This is a genomic window from Binatus sp. (SeqCode) (assembly GCF_036522015.1).
Taxonomy (GTDB): Bacteria; Desulfobacterota; Binatia; order Binatales; family Binataceae; genus Binatus.
This window is the reverse complement of the sequence record NZ_DATDGQ010000371.1, coordinates 1-15,682: the sequence shown is the minus strand read 5'-3', so window position 1 is coordinate 15,682 and position 15,682 is coordinate 1. Positions and strand designations below refer to the sequence as shown.

The window sequence follows — 15,682 nt, the reverse complement described above, 5'->3', positions numbered from 1 at the left end:
GGTCAGGTCGGGCATCGAGAGCGCAATGCTAGCGGAATATAGGCGAAAATGCTTGCTGGGGACGCGGGCTCAGACCCGCCTTGCTGACACCTTGTCCGCGGTGGTATCTTGCTGCTTAGAAGTGGGCGCGTGCCCACTTTTTTGTTGGTGTCGCCAAAAGGGTTTCGTCACATATGCCGGGTTGACGGCGGTAGCGAGCGAAGAGGTGAGAGCTGATGACGGCCCTGACGCTTCATCCGACCGCGGAAAAGGTGGTCGCGTTGCTCGAGCCGCACATCGAACGCCAGGGTTATGAACTGGTTTCGGTGGATTTTCGCAAGGGCACGCGGCACTCGATGCTGAGGTTGCTGGTGGATAAGCCGGGTGGCGGAATTGCGCTCAGCGATTTGGAGAAGCTGAGTCCGACGCTCGGCGATTTGCTCGACGTGTACGACCCGGTCGAGGGCCGCTACACGCTGGAAGTTGCGTCGCCGGGGATCAACCGGCCGTTGCGCAAGCTCGAGCATTTCGAGGCGGTGAGGGGTGAGCGGGTCAAGGTGCGAACGCATCGCGCGCGCGACGGGCAGAAGGCGTTCGTGGGCAAGCTGGTGAGTGTCGGCGAAAGTGGAATCGAGCTTGAGGACGAATCGAGCCGCAAGCGGCAGGCGATTGGTTTTGACGAGATGTCCGGAGCAAATTACGAGTATGACTTTGACAAATAGATACATCCGCTCCCGAACCGGTGGAGCAACAAAAATTATTGGCGCGCATCACTTTGCGCGCTCCGGGGAGGCGCCATGCAGATCGATCTGAACCGGGTAATCGAGCAGGTAAGCAAGGAAAAAGGTATCGACAAAACGATCGTGATCAACGCGGTCGAGGAGATGATGCATTCGGCGGCGCGGCGCACGTTCGGGCCCGACCGCAATATCGAGTCGCGCTTCAATCCGGAGCTCGGCGAAATCGAGCTGTTCGAAATCAAGACGGTCGTCGAGAAGGTCGCCAACGCGGCCGCCGAGGCTGACGTCACCGAAGCGCGCGCGAAATACGATCCTGAGGCCGAGGTCGGCGACGAAATTCTGATCAAGCTGGATACCGCCACGATGGGCCGGATCGCGGCGCAGGCGGCCAAGCAAAATCTCATCCAGCATATTCGCGACGCCGAGCGCAAACAGATTTTCAACGAGTTCAAGGATCGCAAGCAGGAAGTCGTTTCCGGAATCGTGCAGCGCTTCGAGCGTAAGAACATGATTGTCAACCTCGGACGCACCGAGGCAATCCTGCCCGAGAAGGAGCAGATCCCGCACGAGCGCTATCGCCAGGGCGATCGCATCCGCGCGCTGATTTTGGATGTTGACCTTTCTGAAAAGGGACTTTCGATCGTGCTCTCGCGCACCTCGAACGACTTCCTGATGAAGCTGTTCGAGCAGGAGGTGCCCGAGATTTACGAAGGCATCGTCGAGATTCGGCAGAGCGCGCGCGAGCCCGGCGGTCGCGCCAAGGTCGCCGTGTACTCGAAGGATTCGGACGTCGATCCGGTCGGCGCATGCGTCGGGATGAAGGGTACGCGCGTGCAATCTGTCGTGCAGGAGCTGCGCGGCGAAAAAATCGACATCGTGCCGTGGACCGACGATCAGGCCGAGCTGGTCTGCCGCGCACTTGCGCCGGCGAAAGTCTCGAAGGTGATAATCGACGAGGACGAGCATGCGATGGAAGTGATCGTCCCCGACGATCAACTGTCGCTGGCGATTGGCAAGCGCGGGCAGAACGTGCGCCTGGCGCATCGCCTGACCGGATGGAAGCTCGACGTGCGCAGCGAGATGGAGGCCGAAGAAGAGGCTCGCTCGGCGCGCGCGTCGCTCAACGCAATTCCGGGAATCGGCGATATCAACGCGGAGCTGCTCTACCAGTGGGGCTTCCGGTCCGCGGAGCAACTGTCGGAGGCCGACGAGACTGCGTTCGACGTCGAGGGAATCAGCGCCGACCGCGCTACAACGATAATCAACGCGGCGCGCGAGCACGTCGCGAACAAGAAAATCCTGGCTGCCGAAAAAGCAGCGGCCGCGGAAGAGGCTGCTACTGCTGCCGCGACGGCTGCGGCGGAAGCTGCGACGCTCGCGGCGGACCTGGCAGTAGCCACCGAAGCCGAGGGCGCCGATGCGGCGAGCGAGACGATCGCGGAAGAATCCGCGCCGCCCGCCGCCACCGAAGATGCGGGAGAAAAATAGTATTCACCGTCCCCAGCGTACCTGTGTGGGATGCCGCGCGCAGGACGCGAAGGCGGCGATGATTCGGATTGCGGTCGTGAACGGACATGTCGAAGTGGATTTCGAGGCGCGACGAAAAGGGCGCGGCGGCTATTTGCATCCGACGCTTGAATGCGTCGAGCGGTTCGTCGTCTCTAAAGTTAAGGAATTTAAGGCGCTCCGGCGGAAAATAGAACGTCCGGAGCGCGACCGGATAGCGGCGGCAATGAAACTCCGACTGGATAGAAACTTAAAGGTCGAATAGTATAACCCGGATGGCGCGAAAGCGGATCAAAACTCTTGCTACTGAATGGGGCTTCCCGGTCGAGGATTTGCTCGCCGGATGTGCCCGCCTGAAACTCGGACATACCCAGTCCGAGTCGAGTCTTCTCTCACCCGAAGAGGCGGACCGGCTGAAGGCCGACCTCGACGACCAGGCGCATCGCGCGACGATTCTGCGCCGCGAAACCGTGCTCGAGACGAGCAGCGGGAAAATTCTGGAAAAGCGCCTCAACGCCACCGTGATGCGCCGGCGTCATGCCGAGGGCGGCGGGCCCGCCGGCGGCGCGGACACGCCTTTCCATTTTGAAGTCGAAGAATCGCGCGACGATTCTTTCGTGTCGCCGTTTCTCGGCGATTCATCGGCGGAAACCGAGACTCCGGTCATGTTCGACTCGGGCCATCATGAGCCGGCGCCGGCGGTCGAGCCGCATCGCGCGCCCGAGCCTGTCGCCATCAAGCCTGAGCCTCCAATTGAAGAAATTGGCGAGGCCGACTACGAGGCTCATCCGCCCGAGGCGTCCGTACATATAAAGGATGAGGAACCCGAGCCGGAGCCCAGGTTTGTGCCCGAGCCGGAGCACGCACCTGTGGTCGCCGAAGCTGCGCCCGCGCCCGATGCACCTCCGGCGACGCCGGCGGCACCGTCCTCGCGATTCGGTTACCGGACTGATCGTGTGCGACCGGCGGACACGGCGGAGCGCGGCTCGATCAATCTGACGCGAGGCTCTCAGACCGGACCGACGCTCGATGACGGGCAGAAGGGGCCGAAGGTCCTCGGCAAGATCGATCTGCGGCCGAAGGCGCCGCCACCGCGACCCGCGTCGCCCGGTACTCGTACCCAAGCCGGCGCGCCAAGTGCGCGTCCCGGACTGACTGGGCGCTTTGCTCCGCAACAACAACAGCCGGCGCAGCCTGCCGACGGCGGGCCGCAGCTTACGCCCGACCAACTCGCGGCTAACAAGCCCGGCGCCCGGGGCGCAATCAAGAAAAAGAAAGTCGTCAAGAAGGGCAGCACCGACCTCGCCGCCGAGCGCGAGATGCGCGGGCTGCGCGTGCCGAAGAAGCGCCGCGCACTCCCCGGCAAGGAACAGCGCAAGACCGAGATCACCACGCCCAAGGCCTCCAAGCGCGTCGTGCGCATCACCGAGGGCGTCACGGTTGGCGACCTCGGCCGCTCGATGGGCGTCAAGGCCGGCGACCTGATCAAAAAATTAATGGAACTCGGCCAGATGGCGACGCTCAACCAGGTCCTCGACGTTGACACCGCCACGCTGCTTGCCGGCGAGTTCGGCTACAGCGTCGAGAACGTTTCGTTCGACGCCGAGCAGGTTATCGAAGAGGCGCCGGAGGAGACCGTCGTCGGCGAGAGCGTCACGCGGCCGCCGGTCGTCACCGTGATGGGCCACGTCGATCACGGCAAGACCTCGCTGCTCGACGCGATTCGCCACACCAACGTGACCGCGCGCGAGTTCGGCGGAATCACGCAGCACATCGGCGCGTACACCGTCGAGGCCAACGGCCGCACGATCGCGTTCGTCGATACTCCCGGTCACGAGGCGTTCACTGCGATGCGCGCGCGCGGCGCCAAGGTCACCGACATCGTCGTGCTGGTGGTCGCCGCGAACGAAGGCGTGATGCCGCAGACGCAGGAGGCGATCAATCACGCCCGCGCCGCCAACGTTCCGATCATCGTCGCGATCAACAAGATAGATTTGCCCGACGCCAACATCGACAACGTCAAGCAGCGCCTGACCCAGGTCGGCCTGGTGCCCGAAGACTACGGCGGCGACACGATCACCGTCCCGGTATCGGCCCGCACTGGCGTCGGAATCAACGAGCTGCTCGAGATGATCCTGCTGAAGGCCGACACTATGGAGCTGAAGGCCAATCCGTCGCGCCCCGCGCGCGGCACGATAGTCGAGTCGCAGCTCGATCGCGGACGGGGCCCCGTCGCCACCGTGCTGATCCAGGAAGGCACACTGCACCAAGGCGATCCTTTCGTCAGCGGGACTTCGTACGGACGCGTGCGCGCGATGCAGAACCATCTCGGCCAGCGTCTCACCGAGGCGGGACCGTCAACCCCGGTCGAGATTTTCGGCCTCTCCACCGTTCCCGAACCGGGCACCGTGTTCACCGCCGTGGTCGAGGAATCGAAAGCGCGTCAGGTCGCCGAGTATCGCCGCGGCAAGCAGCGCGAAGGCGAACTCACCAAGACCAGCCGCATCTCGCTCGAAGACTTGAGCAGCCGGCTGGCGGCGGGCGAGGTCAAGGAGCTCAAAGTAATCCTCAAAGGCGACGTGCAGGGCTCGGTCGAGGCGCTCGCCGACGCGCTCGCGCGGCTGTCCACTGAGGAAGTCAAGCTCGAAGTGATTCACGCCTCGGCAGGCGCGATCTCGGAAACCGACGTGACGCTCGCGTCGGCTTCCAAAGCCATCATCATCGGATTCAATATCCGTCCCGAACCGAAGGCCGCCAATCTCGCGGAGAAAGAGGGCGTCGAGATTCGCCTCTACACGATCATCTACGAAGCGATCAACGACATGCGCGAGGCGATGGAAGGTCTGCTGGCGCCGACCTATCGCGAGAAGGCGCTCGGCCGCGCCGAAGTCCGCAAGATTTTCAACGTGCCCGGAGCCACCGTCGCGGGATGCATGGTCGTCGACGGCAAGATTGTGCGTAGCGCGCGCGCGCGGCTGGTGCGCGACGGCCGGCCGGTGTGGGAGGGCAAGCTCGCCACGCTCAAGCGCTTCAAGGACGACGCGCGCGAAGTCGCGCAGGGCTACGAATGCGGTATCGCGCTCGAAAATTTCAACGACGTGAAACCGGACGACATCATCGAAGCTTTCGAGATGGAAGCGATTCTGCGCAAGCTCGCCGCGCCAACTCCTCAGACGGTGCGCGGTCAAGCGGCGGTCGAAAAGCAGCTTCAGCCTTAGACTGCGGGTTGGTTGATCGTTCCGGGCGCGCCGCGTGCGCGTTGGCGGAGGGGGCGTATTGCTATGGTCGTCGGCATCATGCGGCTGACGCTGTTCCTGCCGGAAAATCATTCGCTCAAGGGCAAACGGCAGGTGCTGCGCGCGATCAAGAGTCGCGTCCAAAACAAGTTCAACGTCTCGATCGCCGAGTCCGACAACCACGACATGTGGCAGCGCGCCGAGTTGGGTATCGCGCAGGTCGGCAGCGATCGCGCGTTCGTAGACAAGGCGCTGCGCGAGGTCGTGAACTTTATCGATTCGCTGGGCCTGGTCCCGCTCGGCGAAGAGCAACTCGAGATCATCAACTACTGAACGGTGACGAACATTGCCTGAAGGCCGAAGACCCGAGCGCGTAGCCGAAGCAGTCCTGAGAGAGCTGTCAGGCCTGCTCGTGCGTGACCTGCGCGACCCGCGCTTGCGCGGCATCACGCTCACCGCCGTCACGATGGACGACGACCTGCGCCACGGTCACGTCTACTTCTCGCACCTCGAAGGTTCGATCCGCGCCCCCGCCTCAATCGCCGGCTTCAAAAGCGCCAGCGGCTTCATCCGCCGCGAAATCGGCAAATCGCTGGGACTTAGATACACCCCCGAACTGGATTTCGAATTCGACCCCGGCTTGGAGCGCGCCGCCCGCATCGACGCCCTGCTCAAGCAGTCCGCCCCCAAGGATTGAGTCGATCACTTAATCCAATGTGAAACCCGCGATGGGTTTCACGCTTCCTTCGGCAGGGGTAACCCCTACACCCAGTGAAAAGTGAAAAGTGAAAAGTGCTAATCGCAAAATGGCGAGGACGCCATTTTGCTCTCAGGTTCTTTTTCCTGTGTCATTCTTTTCTTGTGTCATCCCGAGCGAAGCCCAGGGACCCCGGATCTTTCTCGACGCCAACCGCCGCACCCCCAATCACGGATCAACCGCGGTGTGTGACGCTCGATTCCGTCCTTATGTCATTCTAGGGCGAAGCGAGGAATCCCGGATCCGGAAATGAACAAGCGATCCTCCCTTGGCACAGCATTCGCGATCGCGCTGACGATGTTCTTCCTCCATCCGGCGTCTGCGACAGCCACTCCCTGGTTCAACGGCGGCTATCTATATCGATACGCGTTCTGGGGCTTGCGCCAACAATTCTCGCCGTCCGACGACTACAAGATGTTTCCTTACCGCAAGATCGAAAACGCGCCGCCCGCGTATCAGTTTCCTCGCGCGGCCACCGGCGCCCTTCCGTTAGAGGTCGAATACAAGGAAGGCGATTCGATCAAGCGCGTCGCGCTCGACCAATTGCTCGAATCAACCGGCACTCACGCCTTCATCGTCATCAAAGACGGCCAGATTCTCGACGAGCGGTACCTCAACGGCTACCAGCGCGATTCGATCTGTATCTCGCGGTCGATGGCCAAATCGTTCACGTCCGCCCTGGTCGGGATCGCAATCGACGAGGGCTACATCATGAGTGTTGACGACTTGGTCACCAAGTACCTGCCGGAACTCCAGGGTCGTGGCTTCGATACGATAACAATCAGAAATCTGCTGACGATGGGATAGGGAATCCGCTATCGAATCAACGAGATGCCCTGGGATGAGGACGCGCTCTACTACTTCTATCCGAACATCAGGCAACTGCTGCTCACGGACATGGAGGTGGCGGAGCCGCCCGGACAGAGCTTCCACTACACGGACTACAACGTCGGCCTGCTGACGATAATTCTCGAGCGCACTACCCATCGCAGCGTCAGCAACAATCTGCAGGAAAAAATCTGGAAGCCGATCGGGATGGAATATCCCGCAACCTGGAGCCTCGACAGCTACGAAGACGGTTTCGAGCTGACGCACGTCGCGCTCAACGCGAGAGCGATCGACTACGCGAAGTTCGGCCAGCTTTTTCTCGACAGGGGCAACTGGAATGGCAAACGAATCATCTCGCAGCGATGGGTGACCGAATCAACCGCTCCGGATCCGAACGATCGCCGCGCTTGGGAAACGTATCCTGAGTGGTTGGACGCGGGCGGTTACTACAAATATTTCTGGTGGGGCAAATCCCGAGGCGCCGATGACTACTCCTTCGAGGCCATCGGCAGATGGGGCCAGTTCATCTTCGTCGCTCCCAGAGCCAACGTGGTAATAGTGTGGACAGCGGCCAATTTCGGCATCGACCTCAATCAATGGTCGCAAGTGTTCCAATACATCGCGAATTCCGTGAGGCACAGCGAACCTTCGCAACCCGCGCCGTGATACGTTGCGCAATTCACTTTGACAGCATTCGCTCGCGATTCTCTGACTTCGCGCCGCGCTCCAGCAACGGCTCTACGTCGCCTGTGATCAACCGTGCGCCGCGATCGTTGCGGAGGTACGTCCACGCCCATTCGACGATCACGATGAACCGGTTGCGGAATCCAATCAGAAAGAAAATGTGCACGAACAGCCACATCAGCCATGCGACGAGGCCGCCAAGATGCAGCCCCGCGATATCGGCGACTGCCGCCGCCTTGCCAATCGTCGCGAGCGTGCCCTTGTCCCGGTAATGAAACGGCAACGTCGGTTCGCCGCGTATCAATCTCACGATATTTTTCGCCGCATGCCGTCCTTCCTGCATCGCGGCCGGCGACAGTCCCGGCACCGGCTTGCCGCCGGACGAGATCGACGCCAGGTCGCCAATCACGAACACGCCGTCGGCGCCCGGCACCGACAGATCCTGATTCACGATCACGCGCCCCGCGCGATCCAGCTTCACCTCCGCGGCGGCTCCCAGAGCCTTCCCCAACGCCGACGCGGCCACCCCGGCCGCCCAGATCACGGTCCGCGCGTCGAGCCGCATCCCGCCGTGCGTGACGCCGCGATCGTCGACCGACGTCACCGGAGAGTCCGTGATTACCTCGACGCCCAGCCGCTCGAGTTGCCGCCGCGCGCTCTTTGACGACTCGGGCGACATCGCAGGCAGCACCTTCGGACCAGCCTCTATCAGGATGATGCGCGCGTTGCCGGGATCGATCTTTCGAAAATCGCGCTCGAGCACGCGCCGCGAAATCTCCGCCAGCGCCCCCGCCATCTCGACCCCGGTCGGCCCCGCGCCGATTATCACGAACGTCATCCAGTTCGCGACTTCCACCGCGTCAATCTCGCGCTCGGCTGCTTCGTATGCGACCAGCACCCGGCGGCGAATCTCGATCGCATCTTCGAGCGTCTTCAGACCCGGCGCCGGCTCGAGCCATTCGTCGTGTCCGAAGTACGAATGCGTCGCGCCCGTCGCGACGATCAGAAAATCGTACGCCACCTCGCCGTCGAGCAACTGTACGATCTTATGCCGCGTGTCGATCGCGCTCGCTTCGCCAAGAATCACGTTCGCATTGCGCTGCCGCCGCAGTATCCGCCGTATCGGCGACGCGATGTCGCTCGGATTCAGCGCTGCCGTCGCAACCTGGTACAGCAACGGTTGAAACAGGTGATGGTTGCGCCGATCGATCATCGTCAGCCGCACTGTCGCGCGTTTGAGCGCCCGCGCCGCAGCGATCCCGCCGAATCCGCCGCCGATGATCACGACATGCTTGTCCGCATCCACGACAATGATCGTAGCGGTCCACTCAAAGCGGAGCGAATACTCTTAAGCGCCGCGTTGGTATCGGCTAAGGTGATGGGTCTTCTCATGAACGCAATCTTGTTGGTGGATAAGCCTGCCGGAATCTCGTCGGCGGAGGTGGTGCGTCGGGTCAAGTCGCGCGTGAAGCCGGCTCGCGTCGGACATCTCGGCACGCTCGATCCCTTCGCGACCGGATTGCTGCCGATCATGATTGGCGAGGCGACCAAGCTCGCGCCGTTTATCGACGGCGGCGACAAGGAATACGCGGGCCTCATCCGCCTCGGCGTTGAGACCGACACCCTCGATCGCGACGGCGCCGAAGTTCGCCGCGCCGAGTTGCCCGCAATTTCGCCCGAAAAGCTCGCGCAAGTTACCGCACAGTTCACCGGCGCGATCGAACAGGTTCCTCCCGTGTACTCCGCGATCAAGCGCGCCGGCGTGCCGCTCTATCGGCTCGCACGCCGCGGCGACGACGTGGCGCCGGCCGAAAAACGCAGCGTCGAGATCAAGCGCCTCGAGCTCGTTTGCGGAGCGCCCGATGCGATTCGATTCGTCGCGACCTGCTCGCCTGGCACCTACGCGCGTTCGCTGGCACGCGATATCGGCGTCGCACTCGGGACTGTCGCGCACCTCGACGAGCTCCGCCGCACCCGCAACGGCACATTCTCGATCGCCGACGCGATGCCGCTGGCCGACGTCCTCGCATCGCTCGATTCCGGCTCGCCGCTGCGACTGATTAGTCTTCGCGACGCACTCGTCGGCGTCCCCGAACTGGTGATCGACACCACGGCCGAAAAACGCCTTCGCAACGGCGACTCGCGCGCGCTCGACTCGCAGGTGCCGACCGGTGACCCGCGATTCAAAGTTATATCGGAGAGCGGCGAACTAATCGCAGTAGCGCGTGCAACCTCGCGAGTGACGGCGATCGTGGAGCGAATCTTCAACCTCGATGCTTGATCGCCGGCTCCCTTCTTTCTTGTGTCATTCTGAGCGAAGCTAAGAATGCCGGTCTTTTTGAACGTCGGCCGACTCACCCCAACCATGGATCCGGCGACGTTCTTGACGGTCTCCTATTGCGCCGCAAGGGCGGATCGCATTGACGATGCGGCACTGACCATGATCGCGCCATGGTTGGGGTGAGTCGGCCGGCACCGAGAAAGATCCGGGATTCTTCGCTACGCTCAGAATGACACGGACCTCCTACCTTTACTCTCCCTCTCGGCTCTGTTAACTTGGTCGGCTAAAGATAAAGGAAAAAGGGAAAGTAAGAACTCCGAATGCCTCTTCCATCAGCCCGTAAGCGGGAAGTCATAGAAGCCAACGCTCGAACCACCAATGACAGTGGCTCGCCTGAAGTTCAGGTCGCGCTACTCTCGGCCCGGATCGACCAGTTGACCACGCATCTCGCGGCGCACAAGAAGGATCATCACACGCGCCGTGGCCTGTTGCGCCTGGTTGGCAAGCGTCGTCGGCTGCTTGATTACCTGCACACGCGCGATTTTTCGCGCTACAAAGGGCTGATCGAAAAGCTGGGCATCCGGAGATAGGCCGCACATATTCTGCCGCGCCGCCCTCAACGCATCGGGCGCGCGGGCCTTGGCTGTCATCCTGGCAGATAACAAGGCGCGTCCTCTGTGGCGCCTCGCGGGAATTGAAAAGTGAAAAACCCGCAAACGTCGCGCGGCCTCAGTCCTCCCTCAGGTATCACTAATGTACGAGAAACTCGAAATTGATTTTGCGGGGCGCAAGCTCTCGCTCGAAACCGGCCGCCTGGCCAAGCAGGCGCACGGCAGCGTGCTCGCGACTTATGGCGACACCGTCGTGCTGGCGACCGCAGTCTCGCAGTATGAAGCGCGGCCCAACATGGATTTTCTGCCGCTCACTGTGGATTACGTCGAGAAGACGTTCGCCGCCGGCAAAATTCCGGGCGGTTTTTTCAAGCGCGAAGGACGCGCTTCCGAAAAAGAAGTCCTTACCTCACGCCTGATCGACCGCGCGATGCGCCCGTTGTTCCCCAAGGGCTACGATCGCGAAACCCAAATCATCACGACCGTGCTGTCCGCCGATCGCGATAACGATTCCGACATGCTCTCGCTGATCGCAGCCTCGGCCGCGCTGCTGGTCTCTGACATCCAGCACAAAGGCCCCGTTGCGTCGGTACGGATGGGCCGGGTCGAGGGCAAGATTGTCGTCAATCCGACTTCGACTCAACTCGAGGGCAGCGATGTCTCCCTTGTCGTCGCGGCCAGTCCCGAGTCGATCATGATGCTCGAGGGCGGCGCGCAGATCGTTGACGAAGAGGTGATCCTCGAAGCGCTGTTCGCGGCGCACGAGGCGATGCAGCCGATATTCGCGATGCAGGAAGAGCTGCAACGCCGCGCGGGCAAGCCCAAGCGCGAGTTCGCCGTCAAGGAACGCGACGCGGCGCTGTTGAAGGCGGTCGAAAAGAACATCGGCGACGGAATCGAGAAGGCGCTCGCCATCAAGGGCAAGAAAGAGCGCGCCGCCGCCGTGTACGCGGTTAGCGACAAGGTCGTGGCCGAGCTAGGCGAGAAATTTCCCGATCGCGCCAAGGAAATCATCGACGCCTGCGACTACCTCGTCCGCACTCGCGTGCGCATAGCGATCCTCGACGACGACAAGCGCATCGACGACCGCAAGTCCACCGACATCCGCCAGATTAGCGCCGACGTGCAGATCCTCCCGCGCGTGCATGGCTCCGCGGTGTTCACCCGCGGCGAGACCCAGGCGCTGGCGACCGTAACGCTCGGCACTTCATCCGACGAGCAGAAGATCGACGCGCTGCTCGGCGAGCGTTTCAAGAAATTTTTGCTGCATTATAACTTCCCGCCGTTCTCAACCGGCGAGGTGAAGTTTTTGCGCGCTCCGTCGCGGCGTGAAGTCGGCCACGGCGCACTCGCTGAACGCGCGCTATCTCCGATACTCCCCGACGAAGCCGACTTCCCGTACACGATTCGCGTCGTGTCGGAGGTGCTCGAATCCAACGGCAGCTCCTCGATGGCCACGGTCTGCGGGGGCAGTCTCGCGCTGATGGACGCGGGCGTGCCGACCAAGGCGCCCGTCGCGGGCATCGCGATGGGCCTGGTCAAGGAAGGCGACAAGGTCCGCGTGCTCACCGACATCCTCGGCGACGAGGACCATCTCGGCGACATGGACTTTAAGGTCGCCGGCACCAAGGCTGGCGTCACTGCGATCCAGATGGACAACAAGGCCGGCGGCGTGTCGAAGGAGATCATGCGTCAGGCGCTCCATCAGGCGCGCGACGCCCGGTTGTTCATTCTCGGCGTGATGGAAAAGGCGCTGCCCGCGGCGCGCAAGGACGTTTCCAGCTACGCGCCGCGAATCGTCACCCTGCACATCAAGCCCGACAAGATCCGCGAAGTAATCGGCCCGGGCGGCAAAGTAATCCGCGGGTTGGTCGAGCAGACCGGCTGCAAGATCGATATAGAGGATGACGGCACAGTGCTGATTGCGTCGGCGGACGGAACCGCGATGGAAAAAGCGATCAGCATGATCCAGGCGATCACCGCCGAGCCCGAAGTCGGCAAAATCTACGACGGCGTGGTCCGCAAGATCGTCGAGTTCGGCGCCTTCGTCGAAATAATGCCCGGCACAGACGGCCTCCTGCACATCTCGCAAATCTCGAACGAGCGCATTCGCCGCGTCGAAGACGTGCTGCACGAAGGCGACGAGATCAAGGTGAAGGTGCTCGACGTCGATCGCAGCGGCAAAATCCGGCTCTCGATGCGCGAGGCTGAACAGGAACAAAACAAGGGAAATTAATCGGCGAATGATTCAAAAGAGCGTTATCGGAAACGGCGTGCGCATTCTTACCGAGGCGATGCCGCAAGTCGTTTCCTCGTCGATTGGCATTTGGGTTGAAAACGGTTCGCGCTATGAGGAGCCGGCCGAAAACGGCACCTCGCATTTCATCGAGCATCTGCTTTTCAAGGGCACCAAGAAGCGCACCGCCGCGCAAATCGCCGAGGCTTTCGACGCCGTCGGCGGCGTGCTCAACGCGTTCACAGGCAAGGAATTCACCTGCTACTACGCCAAGGTGCTCGGCAAGGACCTCGAGATGGCGACCGAGGTGCTCGCCGATATTTTTCTCGATTCGGTTTTCGATCCCGCCGAGATCGAGCGCGAGCGCCAGGTCGTCTTGCAGGAAATCTCGCAGGCCGAAGACACCCCCGACGATTTCATCCACGACCTGTTCAACGAAGAGTTCTGGAAGGGGCATCCGCTCGCGCTGCCGATTTTCGGCTCGGTCGCGACGGTAAATAAAATCGATCGCGAGCAGTTAATCTCCTTCATGGCGGAACGCTACCGCTCCAGCCGCGTCTTCATCGCCGCGGCCGGCCAGGTCGAGCACGAACGCCTCACCGCGAAATGCGCCGGGCTGTTCGGCGGCGTCGCGGGCGACGGCAAGGTCGAAAAATTCTCGCCGCCAATTGACCATCCGCTCGTGCTGATGCGCGAGAAGAAACTCGAGCAGGCGCACATCTGCATCGGCGGCCCTGGCATCAGCCAGTCCCATCGGCTCCGCTATGCAGCCTACGTGCTCAACACGGCGCTCGGCGGCGGGATGTCCTCGCGGCTGTTCCAGGAAGTCCGCGAAAAGCGCGGCCGCGTTTACAGCATCTACTCGTTCATCTCGTCGTTCATCGACTCCGGCTACTTCGGCGTTTACGCCGGCACCAATCCCGAATGGGTCGACGAAGTCCTCGAAGTAACAGTCGCCGAACTCCGCAAGGTAGAGCTCAACGGCCTGGAGCCCGCGGAACTCGCGCGCGCAAAAAGCCAGCTCCAAGGCAACATGCTGCTCGGAATGGAATCCACCGACAGCCGCATGAACCGCCTCGCCCGCAACGAAATCTATTTCCGCCGCGACGTGCCGCTGGACGAGCTCTCGGCAGGAATCGAAGCCGTCACCAACGACAACATCGTCGAGCTGGCATCGAGTTGGTTCCAACCCGACAAACTCGCGATGGTCCTGCTAGGAGACCTGAAAGGCCGCAAAATAGGCCGCGAAGTCTTCGCCCCCCTCGCGTAGGCATCGCAATTCCATATATCTGGTTCCCCTTCCCGCTCGGGAAGGGGTCAGGGGTTAGGTTGCCTTCTCCCGCGCACTGACCTGTTCACAAAATCTCCGCGCCAATAACCGTGAAATCCCACTGGCACGCGATGATCCAAATGCGCCCGCGCAATAGGCCCATTCTCAATCTGCTCGGCATCGAATATCGCGAGATGGCTCGCGTTTCGATCTTCGTCGAAAATATTCGTCAGCAAATATCCTTCGCCTTCTCTTGAGCCTTGTTGCTTTGGCACGAACACCGGCTCCGCCACGGCAAAGCGCGGACCCGCCGCATAAATGCGCATTTGCATGGTGGCATGATCGAAATGCCCGATGCCCCGATGAAAGATGTCGTCGCTGCCCGGCCCGCCGATACAAGCCACATAGCCATGCCGATAACTCAGTCCGATACGTCGCTCGTCGATGCGCGGATACTCACAGCGCTCGTCGCTTAGCCTCTCGACGGTGAAGCTGCCCGGCTTCGACCAGTCGAAATCCCAACGCGTCAGGTACTGCGTAGCCCGACGATGGTCGGTTGGCGATCCATCCGCGAACGGGAACAGCGGCGCCTCCTGCTGGCAAACGTCCGCAACAATTCTGTCTCCTTCGTTGAACGCATTCATGAGGTGCCACACCATGCACGCTTCGCCTTCGAACCACCGAATGTCCTCGACGCCGCCGTTTCTCGGCATGATTCCCACGTGAGTACCTTTCTCAGGCTCCCACGCGATCAGAGGCGCACCAGCCATCGCCCGTTTGATCGATACCGTCACCGGACACATCGCGATAATTACGAAGTCCGTCGTCACCGCAAAATCGTGTACCAACGCCGGGAACGGCCCGCGGATCATCTCCGATCGAACCATGTCACCGGAAGCGTTCGCGACATAAAACTCGATATCCCTGGTTACGCGCCCGGTCGGAAAATTCGCAAAGAAAATCATCTCACCCGAATCAGGATCGATCTTCGGATGCGCCGTCATATTGCGCGGCAGCTTGTTGTTGAAGGACCAGCGGCCGATCGTTTCGAGCGACACGGGATCCAGTTCGATCGGTCCATGGCCTTCTTCCAGGGCCAACAGTTTGTTCGCATGCCAGATGATGTTCGTATTCGCGACGCCGTCCGTCTGCATGCTGGCGACACTCGAATCCGAATCCGACGGAACGCCCGAGGTGCCGAACAGAGCTCGACCCGCGGCGTGTTCGAGATTCCACTGCTGCGTGCGCACCCATCGATTGCGGTAAGACACGTTGCCCTTGTGCACGCGGAACGCATGCACCATTCCGTCGCCATTGAGCGGGTTGTAGTTGCCGCGCGGCGCAAACTGCGGACTGGGTCCAATGCGATAAAAGGTGCCGTCGAGGTCCGCTGGCACTTCGCCCTCAATCGTCAAATGCGCGCAGTCGCACTCCATCCGAATCGGCTCAAACCCTTTCGACAGATAAGGATCGTTCAAATTCGCGATCGCCATTTTCTGCGCCTCCAACCGTGTTCGCTAACAGCCAGCGCACGCCACTCGCAATGCTAAACCC

At 61.6% G+C, this 15,682-nt stretch carries 12 protein-coding genes and 1 pseudogene; 11 read left to right on the top strand and 2 right to left on the bottom strand.

All coding sequences use genetic code 11. The features are described 5' to 3' along the window. Positions 1 to 215: 215 nt before the first annotated feature. The 7 genes and pseudogenes from rimP (at position 216) to VIW95_RS15920 (ending at position 7,712) form a co-directional block, all read left to right on the top strand. Positions 216 to 701 carry a ribosome maturation factor RimP gene (gene rimP / locus VIW95_RS15950; RefSeq protein WP_331588340.1) on the top strand — a complete coding sequence of 162 codons (486 nt, stop codon included), beginning with the start codon at positions 216 to 218 and terminating at the stop codon, positions 699 to 701. A 75-nt stretch (positions 702 to 776) separates the two neighbouring features. Further along, complete coding sequence (gene nusA / locus VIW95_RS15945) at positions 777 to 2,207, top strand: transcription termination factor NusA (RefSeq protein WP_331588338.1); 1,431 nt, start codon at positions 777 to 779, stop codon at positions 2,205 to 2,207. After that, a complete protein-coding gene (locus VIW95_RS15940) occupies positions 2,137 to 2,490 on the top strand; it encodes a YlxR family protein (RefSeq protein ID WP_331588336.1) in 354 nt (117 codons plus the stop codon). Before nusA ends, VIW95_RS15940 begins: the two co-directional genes overlap by 71 nt. Before the next feature lie 10 nt (positions 2,491 to 2,500). Next, on the top strand, positions 2,501 to 5,443 hold the full coding sequence (infB, locus tag VIW95_RS15935; protein WP_331588334.1) for a translation initiation factor IF-2: 2,943 nt from the start codon (positions 2,501 to 2,503) through the stop codon (positions 5,441 to 5,443). Between the two features lie 63 nt (positions 5,444 to 5,506). After that, positions 5,507 to 5,794 carry a DUF503 domain-containing protein gene (locus VIW95_RS15930; RefSeq protein WP_331588332.1) on the top strand — a complete coding sequence of 96 codons (288 nt, stop codon included), beginning with the start codon at positions 5,507 to 5,509 and terminating at the stop codon, positions 5,792 to 5,794. Between the two features lie 13 nt (positions 5,795 to 5,807). Next, positions 5,808 to 6,158 (top strand): 30S ribosome-binding factor RbfA, encoded by a 351-nt coding sequence (rbfA, locus tag VIW95_RS15925; protein ID WP_331588330.1) that lies wholly within the window; start codon positions 5,808 to 5,810, stop codon positions 6,156 to 6,158. 309 nt (positions 6,159 to 6,467) lie between these two features. Continuing rightward, positions 6,468 to 7,712 (top strand): annotated as a pseudogene (locus VIW95_RS15920) (serine hydrolase domain-containing protein). Positions 7,713 to 7,725: 13 nt separating this feature from the next. Here the strand turns inward: VIW95_RS15920 and VIW95_RS15915 are convergent. Further along, the gene (locus VIW95_RS15915; RefSeq protein WP_331588328.1) at positions 7,726 to 9,036 is read right to left on the bottom strand and encodes an NAD(P)/FAD-dependent oxidoreductase; all 1,311 of its coding nucleotides are present in this window, start codon (positions 9,034 to 9,036) and stop codon (positions 7,726 to 7,728) included. Here VIW95_RS15915 and truB point away from each other — a divergent pair. From truB to VIW95_RS15895, 4 genes are all read left to right on the top strand, one after another. Further along, the gene (gene truB, locus VIW95_RS15910) at positions 8,923 to 10,011 is read left to right on the top strand and encodes a tRNA pseudouridine(55) synthase TruB (protein WP_331588326.1); all 1,089 of its coding nucleotides are present in this window, start codon (positions 8,923 to 8,925) and stop codon (positions 10,009 to 10,011) included. The two genes, VIW95_RS15915 and truB, sit on opposite strands and share 114 nt — an antisense overlap. Positions 10,012 to 10,331: 320 nt before the next feature. Continuing rightward, positions 10,332 to 10,601 carry a 30S ribosomal protein S15 gene (gene rpsO, locus VIW95_RS15905; protein WP_331588324.1) on the top strand — a complete coding sequence of 90 codons (270 nt, stop codon included), beginning with the start codon at positions 10,332 to 10,334 and terminating at the stop codon, positions 10,599 to 10,601. Between the two features lie 163 nt (positions 10,602 to 10,764). Then, positions 10,765 to 12,858 (top strand): polyribonucleotide nucleotidyltransferase, encoded by a 2,094-nt coding sequence (gene pnp / locus VIW95_RS15900; RefSeq protein WP_331588322.1) that lies wholly within the window; start codon positions 10,765 to 10,767, stop codon positions 12,856 to 12,858. Between the two features lie 7 nt (positions 12,859 to 12,865). Beyond that, positions 12,866 to 14,128: a pitrilysin family protein gene (locus VIW95_RS15895; protein ID WP_331588320.1), complete on the top strand. Its 1,263-nt coding sequence runs from the start codon at positions 12,866 to 12,868 to the stop codon at positions 14,126 to 14,128. A 47-nt stretch (positions 14,129 to 14,175) separates the two neighbouring features. On the opposite strand, the gene VIW95_RS15890 is transcribed toward VIW95_RS15895, so the two are convergent. Beyond that, positions 14,176 to 15,621 carry a carotenoid oxygenase family protein gene (locus VIW95_RS15890; RefSeq protein WP_331588318.1) on the bottom strand — a complete coding sequence of 482 codons (1,446 nt, stop codon included), beginning with the start codon at positions 15,619 to 15,621 and terminating at the stop codon, positions 14,176 to 14,178. Positions 15,622 to 15,682 lie beyond the last annotated feature (61 nt).